Genomic DNA, 22,052 nt, shown 5'->3' on the forward strand with positions numbered 1-22,052 from the left:
CCTCGCCACCGGTCCCACGGTCGTATCCTGTGCACGGGCCTGAAGGTGAGGGAGCCGCGGCGGTGTCGTCGCAGACGAGGGGAGGGCATCACATGCGCGCGTTGGTGACGGGAGGGGCCGGGTTCATCGGGTCGACCCTGGTGGACAGGCTGCTGGGTGAGGGCCATGACGTGACCGTGGTGGACAACCTGTCCCGGGGGCGGCTCGAGAACCTGGCGGCGTCCCGTGAGGCCGGTGACCGGTTCGAGTTCCGGGAGCTCGACCTGACCGACCCCGCCATCGAGGACGTGGTGGCCGCCGCCCGGCCCGAGGTCATCTTCCACCTGGCCGCGCAGATCGACGTGCGCCTGTCGGTGGAGGATCCGGTCCACGACGCCGAGGTCAACGTCGTCGGCACCGTCCGGCTGGCCGAGGCGGCCCGCAAGGTCGGGGTGCGCAGGATCGTCTTCACCTCCTCAGGCGGGTCCATCTACGGGCCCGTGACCGAGCTGCCCGTCGCGGAGACCCGACCGGTGGACCCGCTGAGCCCGTACGCCGCCGGCAAGGTGGCCGGTGAGATCTACCTGGAGATGTTCTCGCGCCTGTACGGGATCGAGTGGGCGGGCGTGGCGCCGGCGAACGTGTACGGGCCGCGGCAGGACCCGCACGGCGAGGCCGGGGTGGTGGCGATCTTCTCCCAGCGGCTGCTGGCCGGTCAGCCCACGCGCGTGTTCGGCGACGGCGGCAACACGCGCGACTATGTGTTCGTCGACGACGTGGTGGACGCCTTCGTCCGCGCCGCCGAGGTCCCGGCCGCGGCGGGGCTGCGTTTCAATGTGGGCACCGGCGTGGAGACCACCGACCGTGGGCTGCACACCCTGGTCGCCGAGGCCGCGGGGGCCGCTGACGATCCCGAGTACGCTCCCGCCCGCCTGGGTGATGTCGCCCGCTCGGCCCTCGATGCCGAGCGCGCCGCCGAGGTGCTCGGCTGGACGCCGCAGGTGACGATCCGCGAGGGCGTCGCCCGGACGGTCGACTACTTCCGCGACTGACATCCTTCCGCGGCTGACGCGCTAGTCCTCGCCGGCCTCGGCGCCGGCGCCGCCGTCCGCGCCGGCAGCGTCAGCGGTGCCGTCCTCACCCGCGTCGCCGTCCGCCTCGGCGGCGCCGTCGGCCCCGACCGCGTCGGCGCCCACGGCAGCGGCGCCGACGGCGTCCGGCTGCGGGGCGAAGTTGGGCCGGGGCAGGAACGGGCGGAGCAGGTCCGGGAATCCGGGCGCGGGCCGGGCACCGTCGGGCGCGGTGACCTCGAGTTCTTCCTCGCCCTGACCGGCGTCGCCGCCGCCTGTGGCGTCACCCTCGGCTCCGTCACCGGCGCCATCCGTGCCCTCAGCGGGAGCGGCCGGCGCAGCGGGCACCGCAGGGGCCGCCGGCGCGGGGGCTGCAGGCGCGACCGGGGCGACCGGCGCCTGACGGACCGGCTGGACGGCGGCGACCCGCGGCGCCGGGGCCACGGTCGGCACGTTGGTCGCGGGGGCCACCGGGGAGACCGCCGGTCCGGCCTGATCGTCGGCGGGCTCGGTCTCCTCGGAGGCCTCGGTCGACTCCTCGCTGGTGGGGTCCTCGGCGCTCGGCTCGGTGCTGGTCTCCGAGGTGGTGCTCGCGATCGGCTCGGCGGTGGGGCCGGTGGTCTGCGCGGACTCGACCTGCGCGCGGGCCCGCTCGACGGCCTCGGCGCTGCGGTGCGAGTCGTACCAGAGGCCGGCGGAAATCAGCCCGACCGACAGGACGCCCAGGGCGCCCATCCCCACGGTGGTGAGGGACGGTGGGGTGAACCGGGTGTCGAGCGAATCCATGGGCCCCAGTATCAGACAGCGTCCGTGGGAACGCCAACCTCTTCCCCCGCCGCGCGCGTCGCCGGCGGGACCGTCGTCAGTCGCTCGGGTCCCTCCCAGAGCACGGTCGCCTCGCCGTAGGGGTCCTGATCGCGACGGAGCAACAGGCCCACGGCATGTCGGCGCAGGACGGGCAGGACGCGCCCCTCCTGACCGCGGTCCACGCCGGTGTGGCGCGCCCGGATCCGCCGTTCCCGCCACAGGGGCACCTGTCCGCCGAGCATCACGGCGAGCATCGCCCGGAACGCCCCGCAGTCCCGGTCGAACACGCCGCCGTGACCGCGCGTGCCGTAGACGGGCGTGCCGTCGGCGAAGTAGCCGGTGTCGAGTCGGACGGCGCCGCCGCCCAGGTCGGAGTGGGACCAGCGCTGTCGCAGGCCGAACCGGATCTGCAGCAGCTCCACGGGGTCGCCGGGTGCGGTGAGGGAGTACCTGCGTACCGGTCCGGGGGCGCGCCAGTCCGACGGCCCCGCGACGCCCACCCCGAGATCGGGCGACTCGGCGTAGATCACCCGGTCGGCGCGCAGGCCGAGCCGTTCGGCGGTGCCCACGATCCGCCCGCCGTACGAGTGCCCCACCACGGTCAGTGCCGCACCGGGGCATTCGATCTCCATGACCCGGTCCACCTCACGACAGAAGCGGACCAGGCGCGGCGCCATGGCGTCGGCGAACCGGGGATCGCCGGCATCGGCCATGATGTCCTGCGGGAACTCGCCGTCGAGGAACGTCACCACGGCCAGTCGCCCGCCGCCGGACTCGACGAGGTCCACCGCGACGTCGGTGTTGACGTGGGACATGTCCAGGTTGGTGCCGGTGCCGGGCACGTACACCGCCACCGCCTCGATGTCCGGGCCGAGCTCGCCCACCACCTCGATCATCCGCCCACCGCGGCGCGGTGAGAACGCCGGGAAGGAACGACGACGACGACGAGCATCACGCCGCGCCATCGTCTCCAGACGCCCGATGCGCGGACTCCACGGCGTACCCGCCAGGTGCTCGCGGTGGAGCGCGGCGCGCACGGCCACCGCGTTGGCGCGGGCCCGCACCGGCCAGGGCACGCCGTACGTCCCGCCCACGGCCTCCGGCTCGGCCAGCGCGAGGAGTCGCCGGTCGGCGACGGGCATGTGCTCGACCGTCGCATACACATCGGACGGGTCGGCAGGTTCGGGTCCGGCCGGGCCCGGGCCCCAGGCCGCGACCGTGGCGGCGGTGTCGAGGCCGCGGGATCCGCCCGGCCCGCCCGCGACGTCCGGCCCACCCGCCACGTCCGGCCCACCCGCCACGTCCGGCCCGACCGCCACGTCCGGCCCGACCGCCGCGACCCCGGCGAACCTGGCCAGGTCGGCCAACGCGTTGTCCGCCGCCCGGTCCAGCGTCGCCCTCAGGGCCGCGCGCCCGGGCTCGGGAAGCGGGTCCGGCCCGTCGAGGTCGTCCCAGGAGTCCTCGGCGAGCTCGACCAGCCGGTACACGCCCGCCAGGATCTCGGTCAGGCCGCGGGCCTCGCCGCCGACGGCGTCGGCCAGCGCGTCCAGGGCGGGGGAGCGGGTCGTGGAGGTGAGGAGCGCGTCGCGCGCGGTCGCCAGGGCGTCCCGCGCCGAGACGAGGCCGGCGGCCAGGTCGAGTAACCGGATCACCCGGGCCGGCGGCGGGGTCTCCGGCAGTGCGCCCGTCACCGCGGCCGCCGGAACGGCTGGGTGTCGGCGACCGCCCGGGCCGCGTCGCCGGCCGACGCCTCGGACAGCGTGCCCTCCGCGAGACCGTCGGCCAACTCGAGCAGGCGCGCGATCCGATCGGAGGCGGGGCGCAGGAGGGCGCGGAACTCGTCGTCGTCGTCGATCCGGGCGAGACCCCCGCGCGCCCCGGCGTCCCCACCGGTGGCGTCACCCACCCTGCTCGTTCCGGGCTGGGCACCGGCATGGAGGACCGCGTCGAGTCGTCCGCGCGCCACCTTGAGGCGGCGTCGCAGGCGCGCGGCCTCGCTGCGGACGTCCTCGTTCGCGCCCTCGTCCACGGCTGCTGTCAGGACCGCATCGGGTCGTCGTCGTCCGGGGCCGGCTTCATGACCACCGCATCGACCTTGTCATCGGGCCGCACCGCGTGCTGCAACGCGATCGTCCGCGCCAGGCGCGAGTACCGCAGTTCCTGCTCGCGGAAACGAACGTAGGTGGACACCGTCACGAACGCGAAGCCCATGACCAGCGCGTACAGCACCAGGTCGGTGCCGCGCTGCACCCCGAGCGCGTTGGCGACCACGGTGAGGTCGTCGGGCCGGATCACGGCGTAGACCATGAACACGACGAACAGCACGAAGCCGATCTTCACCCCGGCCTTCGCACGCGCCTTGCGGCGGTTGGCCAGAAAGAACACGACCAGCGCGGCGCCGGCCAGCAGGAGCAGGACCTTGATCATCGGGGCAGCCTCTTTCCCACGAACCCGTCGGAGAGGATGTTGATGCCGTTGAGCAGCGACTGGCCCTTGGACATCGAGTACTCGGTGTAGAGGATGTCGACCGGCTGCTCGGCCACCCGCCAGCCGCGGCTGTCCATGAGCTCCACGAACTCGCTGGCGTGGCTCATCCCGTTCATCCGCAGGTTGAGGTCCTCCGCGACGCGACGGTTGAACACGCGCAGACCGTTGTGGGCGTCGGTCAGGCCCAGTCGGCGGGTGCGGGGGCTGAGCAGCACGACCGTGCGCAGGACGAGCCGCTTGATCAGCGGCACCTGGTCGTCGTCGCGGCGGGGGCGCCCGAAGCGCGTGCCCACGACGATGTCCACCGGCTCGGACCGCAGCCGTCCCACCATGGCCAGCACGTCCTTGACCTGGTGCTGCCCGTCGGCGTCGAAGGTGACGAAGTAGCGGGCCCCCGGCTGGGCGCGGGCGTACTCCACACCGGTCTGGATGGCCGCGCCCTGGCCCAGGTTCACCGGATGGCGGACCAGGTGCGCACCCGCGCGGTGGATCGCCGCGGCCGAGTTGTCCGCCGACCCGTCGTCCACCGCCACGATGTTGGGGAACGTCCCACGCGCCGAACGCAGCACCTCCTCGATCACGGTGCCCTCGTTGAAGCAGGGGACGATCAGCCACACGTCGTGGTTACCGACGGTCGAATCTCCGCCCGCCACACTCGGCCCCGTATCCCGCACGCTGTCACTGCTCATCGGAGGTCGATACTATGCGACCGGACGGACAATCCGGTGACGAGAAGGACGGCGGTTCCCCTGATGGCCATCGACGTGATGCTCCCCTACTACGGGGACGTCGACCACTTCAAGAAGGCCGTGGACAGTGTCCTGGCGCAGAGCTACCGCGATTTCCGGTTGGTCGTGGTGGACGACGGCTACCCGGATCCGGAGCCGGCCCGTTACATGGGCGAGATCACCGCGCGCGACGAGCGGGTGACCTACGAGAAGAACGAGACCAACCTCGGCGCCAACGGCAACTACCGCAAGTGCCTCGGGATGGTCACCGCGCCGGTCGTCGTGGTGATGGGCGCCGACGACATCATGCTGCCCAACTACCTGCAGGTCGTGGCCGACGGGTTCGCCGCCGTGCCGGACGCCGCCGTGATGGAGGTGGGGGTCAGCGTCATCGACGAGCACGGCGCGCCCGTCCGGGGGCTGTCCGACTCGGTGAAGGCGTTCACCCAGCCCAAGGCGCAGGGCCGCACCGTGCTGCACGGCGAGAAGCTCATGACCTCGCTCATGCACGGCAATTGGACCTACTTCCCGTCCCTGGCGTGGAACTCCGAGTGGGTCAAGCGGATCGGGTTCCGTGAGGGTCTGGACGTGGTGCAGGACCTCGCGCTGCTGGTCGACGTCATCACCGGGGGCGGCCACATGATCTACGACCCCACGCTGGCGTTCCTCTACCGCCGGCACTCGGCGTCGGACTCGTCGGTCCGCGCCCTCGACGGTCGGCGGTTCGACGAGGAGGCCCGCTTCTTCGCCGGTGAGGCCGACGCGTTCGCCGCCCGCGGCTGGAAGAGCGCCGAGCGGGCCGCGCGCCTGCACGTCACCTCGCGGCTCAACGCGCTGTCGCTGATCCCGACAGCGGCCAGGGCCGGCAAGCTGACCGAGGGCGGCAAGAAGCTGCTCGGGCACACGTTCCGCAAGTTCTGACACACGGGTGATCCCCGAGACGTGGATCCCGCACCGTCGCGACGACGGCGAGGTGGTCGGGTGGATCGACATGACGGTCGCCGAGCCGGCACTCGTACCGATCGACAGGCTGGGTCGCCCGATGGGCCCGGTCGACGACTGGCACGAGGCGGAGGCGGCGCTCGAGCGGGTCGGGCTCCGCTTCCTCATGGACCGCTACCTGGTCGATGAGGGCGGGCGTGACACCGAGGTCCGCATCGCCCACGTCTACGACGACCGCATCGTGCTGACCACCGCGCTCACCGACGCGGTGGAGGACGTGGGCCGCGAGATCGTCGTGCCGTTCCCGGCGCAGGCCTCGCTGCGGAGGGCATAGCGACTCTCTGCTGCCGGGGCCCGGGTGGGCCCGTGCTCCCCGGCGCGCCCGCTGGGGCCTCAGCGTTGCACGATCACCATCCGTTCCCCGACTTCGCGGACGTCGAAGCGGGCGGGATCGTCGAACTGCCGCGGCCGGAAGACGATCTCCTCGCGCGCGTTGTTCTGGACCCGGGGCATCTGGTTGACGATCGCGGGGAAAACCCAGCGGCGGGACCCCTCGCGGGTGAGGACCAGAACGTCGGGGCTGCGGAACTCACTCGAGTCCAGCGCGGCGGTCAGCTCTCCGGGGGTCTCGGTGTCCGCCCAGCTCCGGATCTCGTCGAGGCGCTCCTCGTACCGGCCGGCCGGCGTGGCGTACGCCTGGGCCGGCGCCTGGAACGAGAAGTACGGCCGGTAGGCGTAGAGGGTCGGATCCGAGGTCAGCAGGACGAGGTCCGAGGGTGCCCGGTCGCCGGTCATGTCGTCCACAGCGTCCAGCACGTCGCGGGGGACCGCGGGGAACGCGCGGGCTTCGGCGGCGAACTCCGCATCCTCCCCGGAGACGTGCTGCACCATCTGGACGGCAGCGAGGCCCGCGACCACCACCGCCGCGGCGGTGACGCGGCCACGGGACCGGTCGGGAGAGGTCCGCACGGCCCACCGGGCCAGCGTCAGCGCGCCGACCACGCCCGCCAGGGCGAGGACGAGGGTGATGATCGGGATCATCCGGAACGGCAGCAGCGTGCTGCCGGTGACCGCCCGCAGCCCCGAGAGCACGTACCACCCGAGGACGGTCACCGCCGTGAGGCCCAGGGCCTGTGCGAGGACGAGCCGTCGATCGGCCGGGGGGAGAGGGCCGTCGGCGTCGGTGTCGGCGACGTGGTCCGTGTCGTGCTCGGTGCCGATCCGCGTTCGCAACGTCGCCGCCGCGCGCTCGGAAGCCCGGCCGGCTCCGTCGGGCCAGACGGTGACGACCAGCCACACCACGCCGATCAGGCACAGTAGCCCGACGGCGGACACCTCGAGCATCGGCAGCGGCCACCGCGAGGCGATCTCGGGCGCGAAGTCGTTGGCCACCGAGGGTTCGGTGTCCGCGCCGCCGAGGGCGGCCAGCAGGAATCGGTGCCAGAACAACAGTGCGATCGCCGCGGAGATCGCCGCCATGGCGGCCAGGCGGCCGAGCAGGGCGAGGACCACCGCACGATCGGTGCGGTATCGCCAGGAATGGATGACGACGACGAGGCCCACCAGCAGCGCCGCGACACCCGCGATGAGGGTGTAGCCCAGCGCAGCCCAGCCGAGGTAGAGGCCGATCGTCGCGACCAGCGGCCACGTGGGTCCGCGGCCCGTCCGGGATCCGGCTGCGGCGGCCACCCGTGCGCAGAGGAGGAACGTCGCCACGACGACCTGCGGGAGCAGGCAGATGAGGATCCACGAGTAGGGCTCGTAGGCGTTGGTGTGCCCGCCGATGACCGAGGTGACGAGACCGAACACGACGGCAAGCCGCGCGGGGACGAGCCATCGCCAGGCCACGAACGCGATCGCGCCGGCGATGGCCATGGTGACGATGGCGTACGGCTTGTAGAACTCCCAGCCGTCGATGCCCGTGATCCGGGACAGCTGCCCGCCCACCCAGAACCACTGTGGCGGGTAGAAGGGCGCGGCGTCGGCGTAGAAGGGGTCGGCGAGGGCGGGGGAGTCGGCGAAGCGGGTGACGTAGGCGACGCGGTTGAGCTGGTCGCCGCCGAGGCCGAACAGGTAGTGCGGCGTGCCGTTCAGCAGCAGTCCGAGGTGGGAGGAGGCCAGGAAAGCCGGCCCGGCGGTTCCGAGCAGCCACAGGGCCCGGCCGCCAGTGGCCCTGCGCAGCAACAGCCACCCGGCGAGGATGACGACCCCCGCGGCGAGGGTCGCGCCGAAGGTCTCGGGCAGCCAGCTGGGCTCGACGAACGGCAGCGCGTCGACTCCCTCGAACGTGAGGGCACCGACCACGGCCGCGACCAAGAGGGCGGCGAGGAGTTCGCCGCCCCGGCGGGCGAGCAGACGGACGTCGGTCATGCGTCGGTTTCCGGGTGGCGCGCGGTCACGGCCAGGCCGGTGACGTGGACCGCGACCCCGATGCCGGGGCCGGCGAGGAGCGCGATCGCGGCGCGCACGTCGAGTGGTCCGGGCACGGCGACGAGGAGGGCCGCCGCGGCGACGACCGCGACCCACCACCCGGCGTTGTAGAGCAGGTGGCGGTCGAAGGCCAGCGCCGCGTTGCCCGTCACCATCAGGGCGGCGGTGCCCACGGACGCGGCGGTGAGGGCGGCCAGTACCGCACCGGGCAGTTCGAAATCGCCTCCGAACAACACGCGGATCAGCCACGGGCCGACCAGCCACGCGGCCCCCGCTCCCACGATACCCACCGCCGTCACCAGGCCGAGCGGGGCGGCCAGCGACCGCGGTCCGCGGGCGCGGCGCTGGACGAAGTAGACGATGATCGCGCTCTGGAAACTGGTGAGCGGCACGAGCAACGGCGCGCGGGTCAGGGTGATGGCGAGGATCACCGCGCCGACGAGTGGGGCCGGATCGTCCGCGCGGACGGTGGCGGTGACGAACAGCGGGAACCCGGTCACCAGGGCCGAGGTGCCGGCGGAGGCGAGCATGGCTGCCCCGGTGTTGCGCCAGAAGCGCCGGCGATCGGCGTCGACGGCGGAGGCCAGCGCGTCGCGGGTGGCGGGGGACAGGGCGATGAGCAGCGCCCACGTGACGGCGCCTGCGACCGTGGCCACGGCGAATCCGAGACCGGTGTCGCCGAGCCACCACGCGACGCCCGCCACGGCCAGGCGCACCGCCGCGTCGACGGTGAGCAGGACCGCGTACAGGCCCCAGCGTTCGGTTCCCGACAGGGCGCCCGCGGTGGCGGCCTGGAGGGTGAAGCCGAGGATGCCGAACGCCATGACGGCGACGCCGACGCCGGAGAACGTGGGCAGGCCCAGCGCGGGCCAGGCCGGTGCGCTCACGGCCACCGCGGCCGCGAGGACCAGGCCCAGCGTGAGCCCGGCCGGCAGCAACCGGACGGCCGACCGCGGCGGCCGCGCGCCGACCGTGCCGGTCCCACCCCCGCGGGCCGAGCGGACGGCGCGGGTGACCTCCTGCATCAGCCCGTTGGCGACGCCGCCGAGGGCGAAGAACGCTCCCCAGTAGGTGGCGAACAGTGGATAATCGGCCGGGCCGAGTGCGCGGCCGGCGACGAGCATCACCAGGTACCCGGAGGCCGCGGCGAACAGGGTCGCCAGCGTCAGTGCCCGCATCCCGCCCGCGGCCGACCGGCCGGTGGTGGGTGTCGGCTCAGTGGCTGCCGGTGTCGTCATCGGGCATACCGAGGGTCGGCGGCAGGGGCTCGGAGAACAGCCAGGCGTTCCACAGCGGCCGCAGGTCGACGGGGGAGTGGTCGGCGGCCAGGTGGAGGAAGTCGTCGGTGGTGACGGTCCTGCCGGAGTACGTCGCGACCCACGCGCGGAGGAGATCGAAGAAGCGGTCGTCGCCGATCGTCAGGCGCAGCGCGTGCAGGGTCAGGGCGCCGCGCTTGTAGACACGGTCGTCGAACATGTCCTCGGGTCCGGGGTCCGACAGGAGGAGGTCCTGCGGGGAGTTCTGCAGCTTGGAGTAGTAGCGCAGGGCGTGACTTCCGGCGTCGGCGCCGCCGGAGAACTCGGTCCACAGCCACTCGGCGTAGCAGGCGAACCCCTCGTGCAGCCAGATGTGCCTCCACTCGGCGATGGTGACGGCGTTGCCGAACCACTGGTGGGCCAGCTCGTGGGCGATGAGTCGCTCGTCCGAGTCCGGCCGGCCCGCGGCCTCACACGTGTTGCGTCCGAACGTCGACATGCCCATCGCCTCGAGCGGGATCTCGAGTTCGTCGTCGGTCACCACGACCTTGTAGCTGTCGAACGGGTACGGGCCGAAGAGATCGGAGAACACGGTGATCATCTCGAGTTGCCGGGCGAAGGCCTGCCGGAATCCCCGCTTGAGGTCGGCGGGGACGAAGGCGTGGAACGGCACCGGCCCGTCGGTGGCCTCGAGGTGGTCGTACTGCCCGAGGTTGACGGTGACCAGGTAGGGGGAGGTGGGGTGCGGGAGGTCGAAGTCCCAGGCGGTCGTGCTGCCACTGCGCTTCTTGCCGACCAGCGTGCCGGTGACGACGGCGCGGTACGGCGAGTCGGTGGTGAGCCTGATGCGGAACGGGGCCTTCGCCGAGGGGTGGTCGTCGCAGGGGAACCAGCTGGCGGCACCGTTGGGCTGGCCCGCGACCAGGACCCCGTCGGTCAGTTCCTCCCAGCCCACCTCGCCCCACGGCCCACGGATCGGCTTCGGGTTGCCGGAGTAGCGGATGGTCAGGGTGAACGCGGATCCCACGGCGAGCGGTTCGGCGGGGGTGATCGAGAGCTTGCCGCGGGGCCGGGTGTAGCGGGCGACGCGGTCTCCGTCGAGAAGGACCTTGGACACGGTCAGGTGTGGGGAGAGGTCGAGCCGGATCGTCTCCAGCGGCTCGGTGGCGGTCGCGGTGATCACCGCCTCGCCACGGAGGTTGTTGGGGCTCACCTTGTAGCTCAGGTCCAGCTCGTAGCGCGTGACGCGATATCCGTGGTTGCCCGCGCCGGGCAGGTAGGGGTCGACCGGATCGGCGCCCGACGGCGTGCGTGGGGACGCGATCCTGGCGACGAGGTCTGACTTCACTGCCTTCAATTCCATGACCTGCGCGAGTCTAGAGGACCCGCGTCCGGCGAAGCCCTTCTCGACGCGAGACGTGGCCGATCCCGAGAAAGTAGTTGCCAAGCGGGAAAGTACTTGTCTACTCTAAATACCACTCCGCGGCGGAAACTCCCCCGGGGCACCGACGGAAGGCAGACCCATGGACCCGCAGAACTCCAGCACCGGCGAGGTCGATCGAGCGGAGGCCGCCCGCATGCTCGCCGAGGCCGAGGGGCGCCCGCCGGTCAGCTCCCGGCAGGACGCCCGCGTGTTCGCGGCGTTCGCCGCGGCCATCTCGCTTCTGATGGGGATCGGGACAGTCGCGATCATGTTCTCCAACTGGGCGCTCGTGCCGTACGTGCTGTTGCTCTTCGTGGCGATCTTCTGGCAGCGACGTGCGATCAAGGCGGGCCCCCGCGGATCGGGACGGACCTACACGTGGGGCGTCGCGGGATCGGGCGTGATGATCCTCGTCGTCGTCACCGGCCTGAACGTCATCCGCACCACGATCGGGCTCACCGCCTGGTGGTACCTCCTCGGGGTTCTGTTGGTCGCCCTGCCCGGCCTGGTGGCCGCCGCGATCATCGACCGGCGGGGATCCGAGCGGTGAGCAGAGGAAAGATGGGCGGTGAGACGACGGGCGGTCATATGACGGGCGACGAGACGACGACGAGCACCCCGGCTGCATCGGGGGGCTCCGCCCCGGGGGCGGGCGGCGGATCGGGAGGGCACGCCCGCCACCGGTTGGACGAGGTCATCCACGCGCCCGTCCGCTTCTCCATCGTCGCGGCCCTGGCCGGCGTCGACTACGCGGATTTCGCCACCATCCGCGACGCGGTCGAGGTGACCGACTCGACCCTGTCCAAGCAGGCATCGGTGCTGGAGAAGGCCGGATACGTCAAGGTCAGCAAGGGGTACGTCGGCAAGCGACCGCGGACGTGGTTGTCGCTCACCCGCGACGGACGCAAGGCCTACGAGTCCCACCTGGCGGCGCTGCGGGCCATCGCCGGCGGCTGACCCGCCCACCGGTTCACCCTCGCCAGGGCGCGATCGGGTTGCCCTGCCAGCGGGTGCCGGGCGGGATGCGGTCGCCGCGCATCACCAGCGAGGCCGGGCCGACGGTCGAGCCGTCACCGATCGACGACGCCGGCAGCGCGACGCAATGGCACCCCAGCGTGGCGCCGGCCTCGATCGTCACCCGGTCGATCTGCATGATGCGGTCGTGGAACAGGTGGGTCTGGACCACACACCCGCGGTTGATGGTGGCGCCGTCCCCGAGGGAGATCAGGTCCGCCTCGGGCAGCCAGTACGACTCGCACCACACGCCACGGCCGATCCGTGAGCCCAGCAGGCGCAGCATCGCGTTCATCACCGGGGTGCCCGACGCGGGCCGGGCCATCCACGGCGCGGCGAGCAACTCGATGAACGAGTCGGCGACTTCGTTGCGCCACACGAACGACGACCACAGCGGCTGCTCGCCCGCGCGGATCCGGCCCACGAGGATCCACTTGGCCAGCGCGGCGACCACCAGGGCGACCAGACCCGCGTAGGCGAGCGTCAGCCCGGAGGTCAGTGCCGCCACGCCGAAGCCCCACTCCAGGTGGATCTCCTGCATCACCACCAGGACACTGACCAGGAGCAGGAACGACATCCAGACGGGGACCAGTCGCAGGGTCTCCCACGCCGCCCGGGCGACCTTGAGGCGTCGCGGCGGCTGGTAGGTGCGGACGTCGTCGGTGTCGGCGACGGCGCGAGGCAGTTTCTGCGGCGGCGACCCCAGCCACGAGGTGCCCTTCTTGGCCTTCTGCGGGGCGGACGAGAGCACGGCGACCAGGCCGCGCGCGGGCACCTTCCGACCGGCGGAGGCGATCCCGGAGTTGCCGAGGAAGGCGCGCTTGCCGACCTGCGCGTGCTCCAGACGCATCCATCCGGAGCCCAGTTCGTACGGTGCGACCATGGTGTCGTCGGCGAGGAACGCCCCGTCGCGGACGGTCGTGAGGGCGGGGATGAGCAGCACGGTCGAGGCCTCGACGTCCTTGCCGATCCTGGCTCCCAGCATGCGCAGCCAGACCGGGGTGAGCATGGACGCGTAGAGCGGGTAGAGCCAGTTCCGGGCGGCGTCCATGAGGCGCTCGCTGCACCAGGCCTGCCAGGCGATCCGCGAGTGGACCGGGTGGAAGCCGGGGTCCAGGCCGATCGACAGCAGCCTCACCGCCCCGAGGGTGGCCGCGGCGAAGAGTGCGAGCGCGAGGAGGGTGGCGGGGACCGACCACAGTGCGGCGAGCAGGACCATCTCGCCCGGGCTGCCCGCGCCGCGGGCTCCCCAGGCCACCAGCGCGAGGCCGGCGAGCAGGGCCGCCAGCGGCATCGCACCGAGCGCGACGGCGGAGAACTGGTAGACCAGGCTCCAGAGCCGGTTGTGGGGCGCGGGCTCGGCCGGCCAACTCGATCCACGCTTGCCGCGCTTGAGCGCCGGCGAGCCGGCGTAGCGCTTACCGGCCTTGACCGTGCCGACCACCGCGGACCCGATCTCCACGTGGGCCCCGCGGCCCACCACCGCGCCGGGCAGCAGGGTGGACCGGGCGCCCACCACCGCGTTCTCGCCGATCTCCACGGAGCCCACGTGCACGAGGTCGCCGTCGATCCAGTATCCGGCCAGGTCCACCTCGGGTTCGATCGAGGCCCCGTCGCCCACCCGGAGCAGGCCGGTGACCGGCGGGAGGGTGTGCATGTCCACACCGTGTCCGATCTGCGCCCCCAGCAACCGGGCGAAGGGGGTGAGCCACCCGGCACCCTCGAGGTTGGCGGCCCCGGAGACCTCGACCAACCGCTCGGCGGCCCAGATCCGCAGGTGCACCGACCCCGCCCGTGGGTACGTCCCCGGCGCCACGCCGGCGGTGAGCACCCGGCACAGGCCGGCGGTGACCAGCATGCGGCCGGCGGGGAGCAGGAGCAGAGCCACCATGATCCCGAGCACCCACCACGACACCGGCCGCGCCCAGGGCAGCCCGAGGCCGACGGCGACGTTGTTGGCGATACCCACCCAGGTGAGCCACTGCAGGCCGGTCATGGTGAGCAGCGGGATCGTGGCGAGCACCTGCAGGAGCTGCGCGCCGCGGCCGACGGGTCGGACGTGTCGCGGTTCGACCTCGGCCTCGGGCTCGAGCTCGTCCAGGAACCCGGCGAAGTCGCCCAGGCGTGAGCGGTCGTAGATGTCGCCGACGGTCACCGCGGGGAAGCGCTCCCGGACGCGGGCCACCACGTGCGCGGCGGCGAGCGAGCCGCCCCCGAGGGCGAAGAAGTCCTCGTCGACCCCGGAGACGTCGGCTCCGAGGGCGGCCGACCACAGTTCGGCGACCCACGCCTCGATACCGTCGAGTTCGGACTCGGCGGCCGACGTCTGGGCCAGCGGCCACGGCAGGGCGGCGCGGTCGACCTTGCCGGAGGTGCGGGTCGGCAGCTCGTCGACCAGGGCCAGGCGCGGGACCACGCCGGCGGGCAGGTGCTCGCGCAGGCGCCCGGCCGCGTCGGCGAGGTCGAAGCGGCCGGGGTCCTCGGCGACGAGGTAGGCCACGAGCACGGGCTGGCCGGCGTCGGTCTTCTTCACCGCGGCGGCGCCGGCGCTGACCCCGGGCAGGGCGGACACGGCGGTGTCGACCTCCCCCAGCTCGAGGCGGCGGCCGCCGATCTTGACCTGGTCGTCGACGCGGCCGTTGAAGTACAGGCCGTCGGCCTCGAGTCGGACCACGTCGCCGGAGCGGTAGGCGCGCTCCCAGCCCAGGGTCTGCATGGGCGCGTACTTCTCGGCGTCCTTCTCGGGGTCCAGGTATCGCGCCAGGCCGACTCCGCCGATCACCAGCTCGCCGGACTCCCCGTAGCCCACCGGATCGCCCGCCGCATCGACCACCGCGAGGTCCCAGCCGTCCAGCGGCAGCCCGATCGACACCTCACCGACGCCGTCCAGCTGGACCGCGCAGGCGACGACGGTCGCCTCGGTGGGGCCGTAGGTGTTCCACACCTCGCGACCGTCACCGACCAGGCGTTCGGCCAGTTCCGGAGGGCAGGCCTCGCCGCCGAGGATCACCATCCGGATACCGGCGAGCATCGAATCGGGCCACATCGAGGCGAGGGTCGGCACCGTGGAGATGACGGTGATCCGCCGATCCCGCAACCACGGGCCGAGGTCGAGGCCGGACTTGACGACCGAGCGCGGCGCGGGCACGAGGCACGCCCCGTGGGCCCAGGCCAGCCACATCTCCTCGCAGGAGGCGTCGAACGCCACAGACAGCCCCGCCAGGACCCGGTCGCCGGGGCCCAGCGGCGCGCCGGTGAGGAAGAGCCGGGACTCAGCGTCGACGAACGCCGCGGCGCTGCGATGCGTCACGGCCACACCCTTGGGCAGGCCGGTGGTCCCGGAGGTGAAGATGATCCAGCAGTCGTCGTCCACCGTCGGGCCGCGGTGTCGCGAGGGTGCGGTGGTGCGGCCGGGATCGGTGACGAGCATGCCGCCGGCGGTGTAGACGGCCGCGACCTGCGCCTGACCGAACACCAGCTCGGCGCGCTCGGCGGGGTCGTCCACGTCGACGGGCACGTACGCCGCGCCGGCGGCGAGGGTGCTGAGGATTGCCAGGTAGAGGTCCGCGGAGCCCGAGGGCATGTGGATGCCGACCCAGTCGCCGGCGACGACGCCCTGGTCGTGCATCCACCGGGCGGAGGTGTGGATCGTCCGCGCCACCTCGTCGTAGCTCAGGACGCGGGTGCCGTCGTCGATGCACGGCGCGTCCGGGTGGCGGGTCGCCGCGGCGTCGAACACGTCGAGGAGTGTCCGGGGTTCCGCGGCGTGTGAACTGCGAAGATACTGCGCGGGAATGGTGGCCACCCGCGGATCGTATCCCGCGTAGGTGAACTGCCCGCCGCGGTCACCCGGGGCTGGTTAAGTGAGGCGGATGACAGAGAGCCTGAGTGACAAGACCATCGTGATCGTGGGAGCGGGTCCGGGATTCGGCCGCACGCTCGCCCTGCAGGCCGCCGCACAGGGGGCGACGGTGGTCGTCGCCGCCCGCACGGAGTCGCGGGTCGTCGAGATCGCCGAGGAGGTCCGTGCGGCTGGCGGAAGCGCGATCGCCGCGGCCGTGGACGCCACCGACCCGGAGTCGGTGCGAGCGTTGCGGGAGACGGTGGAGGGTCACACCGATGCGGTGCACGGTCTGGTCTACAGCGCGTTCGCGGTGCCCAGCATGAAGCCGCTCGCGCAGACAGACCACGACCAGATCTCCCGCGGGATCGACCTGTCGGTGCTCGGCGCCCTGCGCACCACGCAGGAGTTCACCCCGCTGCTCGAGGCCGGCGCCGCTCCCGCCACCGGCACCGCAGCCGGCTCCGCTGCCGCCGCCGACTCCGCCACAGACCCGGCCCCCGCCAGCGCGTCCGTCGTCATGATGGCCTCCGCGGTGATCCACCACTCCCGCGAGCGCTACGCGGGGTACAAGATCGCCAAGACCGCACTCGTCGCGCTGGGCCATTCCCTGGCCACCGAGCTCGGCCCGCGGGGCATCCGCGTCAACACCGTGGCGCCCGGGTACATCTACGGCGAGACGCTCAAGGCGTACTTCGAGCACCTGGCCACCAAGTACGGCGGCACGGTCGACGACGTCTACGCCCACACCGCCGAGAAGATGGATCTGCGACGCCTGCCCTCCGAGCGCGAGATCGTCGACCCGGTGCTGTTCCTGCTCTCCGACGCCGCCTCCGCGGTCACGGGCCAGACCCTTACGGTGGACTGCGGCGAGTTCCACACCTGAACCGGGCGGACCGCACCCCGACGCCGGATCAGGGTCTCAGAATCGGGTCTTTCCCCGATGTGGACCGGGTCGCGGGGGAGGAGAGTGGAGGTCACCGGGGAGAGGTCCCCGATCTTCCTGTCCCGACGACGACGACGAGGTGTGACGTCATGACCTACTCCCCAGATTCCGGGCCCAAGCGACTGATGCGGTCGGGGGACCGCTGGATCGGCGGCGTGTGCGGTGGGCTCGCCGACTACTTCGGGCTCGACCCGGCGTTGGTCCGCCTCCTGTTCGTGGCCTCGATCCTGCTGCCGGGTCCGCAGCTGCTCATCTACGTGATCCTGTGGTTCGTCATGCCCGATTCCCGTGCCTCGCGAGCCCGCGCCTGAGGGGCCCGTGGCAGGCTGGGGCCATGAGCACTCCAGACACCTCAGCCGCTCCCGGCGAGTACGCCTCCGTCCGCATCGAGAAGGGTGCCCGTCACCCGCACGTCGCCCAGGTGACGTTGATCGGCCCGGGGCGCAACAACGCGATGGGCCCGGACTTCTGGGCCGAGATGCCCCGCGTGATGGCCGAGCTCGACGCCGACCCCGGGGTCCGCGCCGTCGTGCTCGCCGGCGAGGGCCGCAACTTCACGTACGGCCTGGACCTGATGGCGATGATGCCGCAGTTCATGGAGTTCCTGCCCGAGGACAAGACCCCGGACGCCTCGCGCAACGAGCGCATCCTGGACTTCGTGGAGAACATGCGCCGCGCCGTCGACGCGGTCGCGTCGGCCAGGACGCCCACCGTCGCCGCGATCCAGGGTCGCTGCATCGGCGGCGGCATGGACCTCATCTCGGCCTGCGACGTCCGCCACGGTTCGGCGGACTCGAGCTACTCGGTCCGCGAGGTCAAGGTGGGCATCGTCGCCGACATGGGCTCGCTCGGGCGACTGCCGTACATCATCGGCTCCGGGCTGACCCGCGAGCTGGCGCTGACCGGGCGCGACATCGACGCGGAGACCGCGCTGCGCTACGGGCTGGTCACGCACGTCGCCGACGACGCCGCCGGCGTTCTGGACTCGGCCCACGCCACGGCCGCCGAGATCGCGGACAACCCGCCGCTGGTGGTCCGCGGCACCCGCGAGGTCCTCAACCGGGCGATCGAGGGGCCGATCTACGAGTCCAACCGCTTCGTCGCCACGTGGAACGCCGGCTTCCTGGCCTCGGCGGACATGATGGAGGCCATCGGCTCGACGCTGGAGAAGCGCGAGGCGCGGTACACCGGCCGCTGACCGAGGACCGCCGGCCGCCGGCCGCTGACCGCGCGCCCGTCCGACGAGAAGACAGTTCCGCACACCCGCCTCTCGGGCAATGCGTGCGGAACTGTCTTCTCGGCGTCGCGGGCCGGCGCCAGGCACGGCACCGCACGCGTGCCGGGCCTGGCGCCGGGCCAGACGGTGTCAGCCGCGGAAGGGCTCGGCCTTCTCCTCGGGGTGCTCGGTGAAGTTCTCGAGGCCCTCGGCGATGAGCTTCTCGCCATGGGCCTTGTCCCGCCACTCGCCCGGGGTGACGTGCTTGCCCGGCTCGAGGTCCTTGTAGTGCAGGAAGAAGTGCTCGATCGCCTTGAGTTCGAAGTCCGGGACATCGTCGACGTCCTGGATGTGCTCCCAGCGCGGGTCCAGGGCGGGGACGCACAGCAGCTTGTCGTCGCCACCGGCCTCGTCGGACATGGTGTAGACGCCCACGACGCGCGACTTGACGATCACGCCGGGGAAGACGGACTCGTCGAGCAGGACCAGGGCGTCACAGGGGTCACCGTCGTCGGCGAGGGTCTTGTCGATGTAGCCGTAGTCGGCCGGGTAGCCCATCGAGGTGAAGAGGAAACGGTCGAGATAGATCTTGCCGGTCTCGTGGTGGATCTCGTACTTGTTACGCGAACCCTTGGGGATCTCGATGGTCACTTCGACGGTCACGGGCTACCTCACAAATCGTCATTCTCCGGACCCGGGACGGCTCTCCCGGACAATCCGGGCCGATTCTAGTAGGCGGCCCCGGCGCCGGGGGTGGCCGCCGTCACGCGGGCCGCTAGCGTGGGTCCGACGCACGGCAGGCGAGGGTAGCGTCGGCAGCCGCCGGTGGCGACCGGTGGCGGTGACAGTGGAGGCGACAGCGTCCGGGAGGGTGGGCACGAGTGACCGAGCGCGGAGTGTGGCGCGGGCGTGGGCTCGTGTGGCGGGCGGGGGTCGTGTTCGTCGTCGTCGTACTCCTGGTCGCGGGGCTCGTCGCGGCGGCGCTGTTCACCGACGTGGAGGACGACGTCCGCGCGGTCGTCGGCGCCCCCGCGCAGACCACGGCGGAACTGAACCCCGGACTGCACGCGGCGGACGACTCGGCGCCCCTGCCGGACCCCGCCGCCCTCGAGGAGATCCTCGGCCCCCTCGCGGCGTCCCCGGCGGTCGGCGACCTCACCGCCAGCGTGGTCGACGACGCGACCGGACAGGTCCTGTGGGAGCGCCGCCCTCGCGACGCCAAGGTCCCCGCGTCCACGACCAAGCTGCTCACCGCGGTCGCCGCGCTGAGCAGACTGCCCGGCGACACCCGCGTCGACACGGTCCTCGCCCGCGGCGCCGAGCCGGACACCCTCGTCGTGGTCCCCGGCGGCGACCCCACCATGTCCGGCGGCGCCGAGCCCGGACCGCTCTTCCCCGGCGCGGCCACGCTCACACAGGCCGCCGACGTGGTCCGCGACGCCGGGCTCACCCCGGCGCGCATCGTCGTGGACCCGGGCCCGTACACCGGGCCGCGACTGGGCCCCGGCTGGCCCCCGTCGGAGATCCCGGCCGGCAACATCGCGCCCATCGAGGCGTGGATGCTCGACTCCGGCCGCCTCGACCCGGCCGACGAGTACTCGCCCCGCACGACCGAACCCGCCCTCGCGGCCGGCAGGGCCCTGGCCCGGGAACTGGGCGTGGACCCGGAGCGCGTGCGGGTCGCGTCCGACCCGGTGGAGACGACCGAGGAGCTGGGCAGGATGTCGTCGGCGGAGCTCACCGATCGCCTCCGCTCCATGCTCGTGCACTCCGACAACGTGCTGGCCGAGGCGATCTGCCGCGAGGTGGCGCTGGACCGCGACCCGGACGGTCCGGCCGATTTCGCCGCCGGGACCGCCGCCGTGCTCGACACGCTCACCGACCGCGGTCTCGACATGTCCGGGGTGCGACTGGACGACTGCTCCGGCATGAGCAACGGCAACCGCATCTCGGCGGCGGTCCTCACCGACGTCCTGCGCACCGCCTCCGCGCCCGACGCGACCCGCGAGATGCGCGACCTGCTCGACACCCTGCCCGTGGCCGCCGGGTCGGGGACGCTGGTCGACCGGTTCACCGGCCCCGCCGCCGCCGGCGCCGGCTGGGTGCGCGCCAAGACCGGCACCCTCGCCGGGACGAGCACCCTCGCGGGCTCGGTGACCAGCACCGACGGCCGCACCATGAGCTTCGCCCTGCTGTCCTCCGGCACCGACCCCGCCGTCGCGCGCCCGGTCCTCGACCGGATCGCCGCCGAGATCAGCGCCTGTGGCTGCCGCTGACCCCGCCCGGCCCGGTGGGGACCGGCCCGGTGGGGACCGGCCCGGTGGGGAGTGGACCGGCCCGGCCTGGACCGTGCGCGCGGCGCTGCGGGCGTTCCGCCGCGCCCACCCCGAGCTCGGCGACGAGGTGTGCGTGGCCCTGTCCGGGGGAGCGGACTCGCTGGCCCTGACCGCCGCGGCCGCCGTCGAGTTCGTCGCCGTGACGGCCCTCGTGGTGGACCACGGTCTGCAGGAGGGGTCGGATCAGGTGGCCCGGGACGCGGCCGCCGCGGCCCGCGGGCTCGGTGCGTCGGCCGACGTCCTCGTCGTCGTCGTGGATCAGAGGGGTTCCGGCCCCGAGGCCGCCGCCCGCACGGCGCGCTACACCGCGCTCGACACCGCGCGCCGCGGACGGCCCGTGCTGCTCGCCCACACCCTCGACGACCAGGCCGAGACCGTCCTGCTGGGCCTGGGGCGCGGCTCCGGCGCCCGTTCGCTGCGCGGGATGGCGCCGTGGGACGCGCCGTGGGGGCGCCCGCTGCTCGGGGTCCGCGCCGCCGACACCCGCGCCGCGTGCCGCGACCTCGGCCTGGGGTTCTGGGAGGACCCGCACAACACCGACCCGGCGTTCACCCGGGTGCGCCTGCGGCACGAGGTCCTGCCACTGCTCGAGGACGTGCTGGGTGGCGGTGTCGCGGAGGGGTTGGCGCGCACCGCGTCGCTGGTGGGGGTCGACGACGACGAGCTGGAGCGTCTCGCGGCGGCCGTGCCCGTCGGCTCCGATGGCGCCCTGGAGGTGAGCCGGCTGGAACCCCTTCCGACGGCCGTGCTGACCCGGGTCCTGCGCCGCTGGCTGTTGGCGAGGGGGGTCGCCTCACCCACGTACGCACACCTGATGGCGGTGGCCGCGCTCGTCACCGACTGGCGCGGGCAGGGCGGGGTGGCGGTCGGTGGCACCGGACCCGCGGACGCGGGTGGGGCGGGGCCCTCGGCCAGGTTGGTCGCCCGGCGCCGACGTGGAAAGGTGGTCCTGGAGAACGACCGGGCGAGCGGAGCGGGGACGTAGATGACCACGGACAAGTACGCGGACGAGATCGAATCGGTCCTGCTCGACGAGGAGACGATCCGCGAGCGGATCGCCGAGATGGCCGCCACCGTCGGCGAGCGCTACGCGAACGTCGAGAAGGAGGTCGTGCTGGTCGCCGTCCTCAAGGGCGCCGCGATCTTCGTCTCCGACTTCGCCCGGGCCCTGCCCATCCCGTCCGAGATGGAGTTCATGGCCGTCAGCTCGTACGGCTCCTCCACCAGTTCCTCCGGTGTGGTGCGGATCCTCAAGGACCTCGACCGCGACATCGCCGACCGTGACGTGATCATCGTCGAGGACATCATCGACTCCGGGCTGACCCTGTCCTGGCTCATGCGCAACCTGCGCACCCGCAACCCGCGGTCGCTGGAGATCGTCACCCTGCTGCGCAAGCCCGACGCGGTGAAGGCGGACCTGGACATCCTCGAGATCGGGTTCGACATCCCCAACGAGTTCGTCGTGGGCTACGGCCTCGACTTCGCCGAGCGCTACCGCGATCTGCCGTACATCGGCAGGCTGCACCCGCGCATGTACTCCTGACGCACGGACTGCTGGACACTTGTCTGCCTAATTC

At 72.7% G+C, this 22,052-nt stretch carries 21 protein-coding genes; 11 read left to right on the top strand and 10 right to left on the bottom strand.

Annotation, left to right across the window (positions count from 1 at the left end):
- Positions 1-92: 92 nt before the first annotated feature.
- The gene (locus tag VZF99_RS02250) at positions 93-1,031 is read left to right on the top strand and encodes an SDR family NAD(P)-dependent oxidoreductase (protein WP_407335604.1); all 939 of its coding nucleotides are present in this window, start codon (positions 93-95) and stop codon (positions 1,029-1,031) included.
- A 21-nt stretch (positions 1,032-1,052) separates the two neighbouring features.
- Here VZF99_RS02250 and VZF99_RS02255 read toward each other — a convergent pair whose 3' ends face one another.
- From VZF99_RS02255 to VZF99_RS02275, 5 genes are read right to left on the bottom strand one after another with little or no spacing between them, the layout of a single operon-like run.
- Positions 1,053-1,835 (bottom strand): hypothetical protein, encoded by a 783-nt coding sequence (locus tag VZF99_RS02255; protein WP_407335605.1) that lies wholly within the window; start codon positions 1,833-1,835, stop codon positions 1,053-1,055.
- An 11-nt stretch (positions 1,836-1,846) separates the two neighbouring features.
- Positions 1,847-3,547, bottom strand: coding sequence for an alpha/beta hydrolase (locus VZF99_RS02260; protein WP_407335606.1), 1,701 nt, complete (start codon positions 3,545-3,547; stop codon positions 1,847-1,849).
- Positions 3,544-3,885: a hypothetical protein gene (locus VZF99_RS02265; RefSeq protein ID WP_407335607.1), complete on the bottom strand. Its 342-nt coding sequence runs from the start codon at positions 3,883-3,885 to the stop codon at positions 3,544-3,546. Before VZF99_RS02265 ends, VZF99_RS02260 begins: the two co-directional genes overlap by 4 nt.
- An 8-nt stretch (positions 3,886-3,893) precedes the next feature.
- Positions 3,894-4,283, bottom strand: coding sequence for a DUF2304 domain-containing protein (locus VZF99_RS02270; protein ID WP_120284708.1), 390 nt, complete (start codon positions 4,281-4,283; stop codon positions 3,894-3,896).
- A complete protein-coding gene (locus VZF99_RS02275; RefSeq protein WP_407335608.1) occupies positions 4,280-5,032 on the bottom strand; it encodes a glycosyltransferase family 2 protein in 753 nt (250 codons plus the stop codon). Before VZF99_RS02275 ends, VZF99_RS02270 begins: the two co-directional genes overlap by 4 nt.
- Positions 5,033-5,095: 63 nt before the next feature.
- On the opposite strand from VZF99_RS02275, the gene VZF99_RS02280 reads away from it, so the two are divergent.
- Both VZF99_RS02280 and VZF99_RS02285 read left to right on the top strand, forming a co-directional pair.
- Positions 5,096-5,992 carry a glycosyltransferase family 2 protein gene (locus tag VZF99_RS02280; protein ID WP_119192901.1) on the top strand — a complete coding sequence of 299 codons (897 nt, stop codon included), beginning with the start codon at positions 5,096-5,098 and terminating at the stop codon, positions 5,990-5,992.
- 7 nt (positions 5,993-5,999) lie between these two features.
- Entirely contained in the window at positions 6,000-6,347 is a 348-nt protein-coding gene (locus tag VZF99_RS02285) for a hypothetical protein (RefSeq protein WP_325768443.1), read from the top strand.
- 59 nt (positions 6,348-6,406) lie between these two features.
- Here the strand turns inward: VZF99_RS02285 and VZF99_RS02290 are convergent, their stop codons facing one another.
- Genes VZF99_RS02290 through VZF99_RS02300 form a run of 3 tightly spaced genes read right to left on the bottom strand, consistent with a single transcriptional unit; the run spans position 6,407 to position 11,062 of the window.
- Complete coding sequence (locus VZF99_RS02290) at positions 6,407-8,383, bottom strand: arabinofuranosyltransferase (RefSeq protein ID WP_407335609.1); 1,977 nt, start codon at positions 8,381-8,383, stop codon at positions 6,407-6,409.
- Entirely contained in the window at positions 8,380-9,681 is a 1,302-nt protein-coding gene (locus VZF99_RS02295) for a polysaccharide biosynthesis protein (RefSeq protein ID WP_407335610.1), read from the bottom strand. Before VZF99_RS02295 ends, VZF99_RS02290 begins: the two co-directional genes overlap by 4 nt.
- Positions 9,659-11,062 carry a M1 family metallopeptidase gene (locus VZF99_RS02300; protein ID WP_396467950.1) on the bottom strand — a complete coding sequence of 468 codons (1,404 nt, stop codon included), beginning with the start codon at positions 11,060-11,062 and terminating at the stop codon, positions 9,659-9,661. Before VZF99_RS02300 ends, VZF99_RS02295 begins: the two co-directional genes overlap by 23 nt.
- A 160-nt stretch (positions 11,063-11,222) precedes the next feature.
- Between VZF99_RS02300 and VZF99_RS02305 the strand changes: the two genes are divergently transcribed.
- Together VZF99_RS02305 and VZF99_RS02310 are read left to right on the top strand one after the other, a co-directional pair.
- Positions 11,223-11,672 carry a hypothetical protein gene (locus tag VZF99_RS02305; RefSeq protein ID WP_120284698.1) on the top strand — a complete coding sequence of 150 codons (450 nt, stop codon included), beginning with the start codon at positions 11,223-11,225 and terminating at the stop codon, positions 11,670-11,672.
- Between the two features lie 38 nt (positions 11,673-11,710).
- A complete protein-coding gene (locus VZF99_RS02310) occupies positions 11,711-12,079 on the top strand; it encodes a winged helix-turn-helix domain-containing protein (protein WP_407335611.1) in 369 nt (122 codons plus the stop codon).
- 13 nt (positions 12,080-12,092) lie between these two features.
- On the opposite strand, the gene VZF99_RS02315 is transcribed toward VZF99_RS02310, so the two are convergent.
- The gene (locus VZF99_RS02315) at positions 12,093-15,941 is read right to left on the bottom strand and encodes a Pls/PosA family non-ribosomal peptide synthetase (RefSeq protein ID WP_407335612.1); all 3,849 of its coding nucleotides are present in this window, start codon (positions 15,939-15,941) and stop codon (positions 12,093-12,095) included.
- Positions 15,942-16,008: 67 nt separating this feature from the next.
- Here VZF99_RS02315 and VZF99_RS02320 point away from each other — a divergent pair, with 67 nt between their 5' ends.
- From VZF99_RS02320 to VZF99_RS02330, 3 genes are all read left to right on the top strand, one after another.
- Entirely contained in the window at positions 16,009-16,863 is an 855-nt protein-coding gene (locus VZF99_RS02320) for an SDR family oxidoreductase (protein ID WP_407335613.1), read from the top strand.
- Between the two features lie 149 nt (positions 16,864-17,012).
- Positions 17,013-17,234: a PspC domain-containing protein gene (locus tag VZF99_RS02325; RefSeq protein WP_407335614.1), complete on the top strand. Its 222-nt coding sequence runs from the start codon at positions 17,013-17,015 to the stop codon at positions 17,232-17,234.
- Positions 17,235-17,257: 23 nt separating this feature from the next.
- Positions 17,258-18,121 (top strand): crotonase/enoyl-CoA hydratase family protein, encoded by an 864-nt coding sequence (locus VZF99_RS02330; RefSeq protein ID WP_407335615.1) that lies wholly within the window; start codon positions 17,258-17,260, stop codon positions 18,119-18,121.
- A gap of 168 nt (positions 18,122-18,289) precedes the next feature.
- On the opposite strand, the gene VZF99_RS02335 is transcribed toward VZF99_RS02330, so the two are convergent.
- Positions 18,290-18,802 (bottom strand): inorganic diphosphatase, encoded by a 513-nt coding sequence (locus VZF99_RS02335; RefSeq protein ID WP_067711556.1) that lies wholly within the window; start codon positions 18,800-18,802, stop codon positions 18,290-18,292.
- A gap of 218 nt (positions 18,803-19,020) precedes the next feature.
- Between VZF99_RS02335 and dacB the strand changes: the two genes are divergently transcribed.
- From dacB to hpt, 3 genes are all read left to right on the top strand, one after another.
- On the top strand, positions 19,021-20,415 hold the full coding sequence (gene dacB, locus VZF99_RS02340) for a D-alanyl-D-alanine carboxypeptidase/D-alanyl-D-alanine-endopeptidase (protein ID WP_407335616.1): 1,395 nt from the start codon (positions 19,021-19,023) through the stop codon (positions 20,413-20,415).
- A 73-nt stretch (positions 20,416-20,488) separates the two neighbouring features.
- A complete protein-coding gene (tilS, locus tag VZF99_RS02345) occupies positions 20,489-21,460 on the top strand; it encodes a tRNA lysidine(34) synthetase TilS (RefSeq protein WP_407336065.1) in 972 nt (323 codons plus the stop codon).
- The gene (gene hpt, locus VZF99_RS02350; RefSeq protein ID WP_206473773.1) at positions 21,461-22,018 is read left to right on the top strand and encodes a hypoxanthine phosphoribosyltransferase; all 558 of its coding nucleotides are present in this window, start codon (positions 21,461-21,463) and stop codon (positions 22,016-22,018) included.
- The last annotated feature ends 34 nt before the right edge of the window (positions 22,019-22,052 follow it).

The organism is Dietzia kunjamensis (genome assembly GCF_045689975.1).
GTDB classification, from domain to species: Bacteria; Actinomycetota; Actinomycetes; order Mycobacteriales; family Mycobacteriaceae; genus Dietzia; species Dietzia kunjamensis.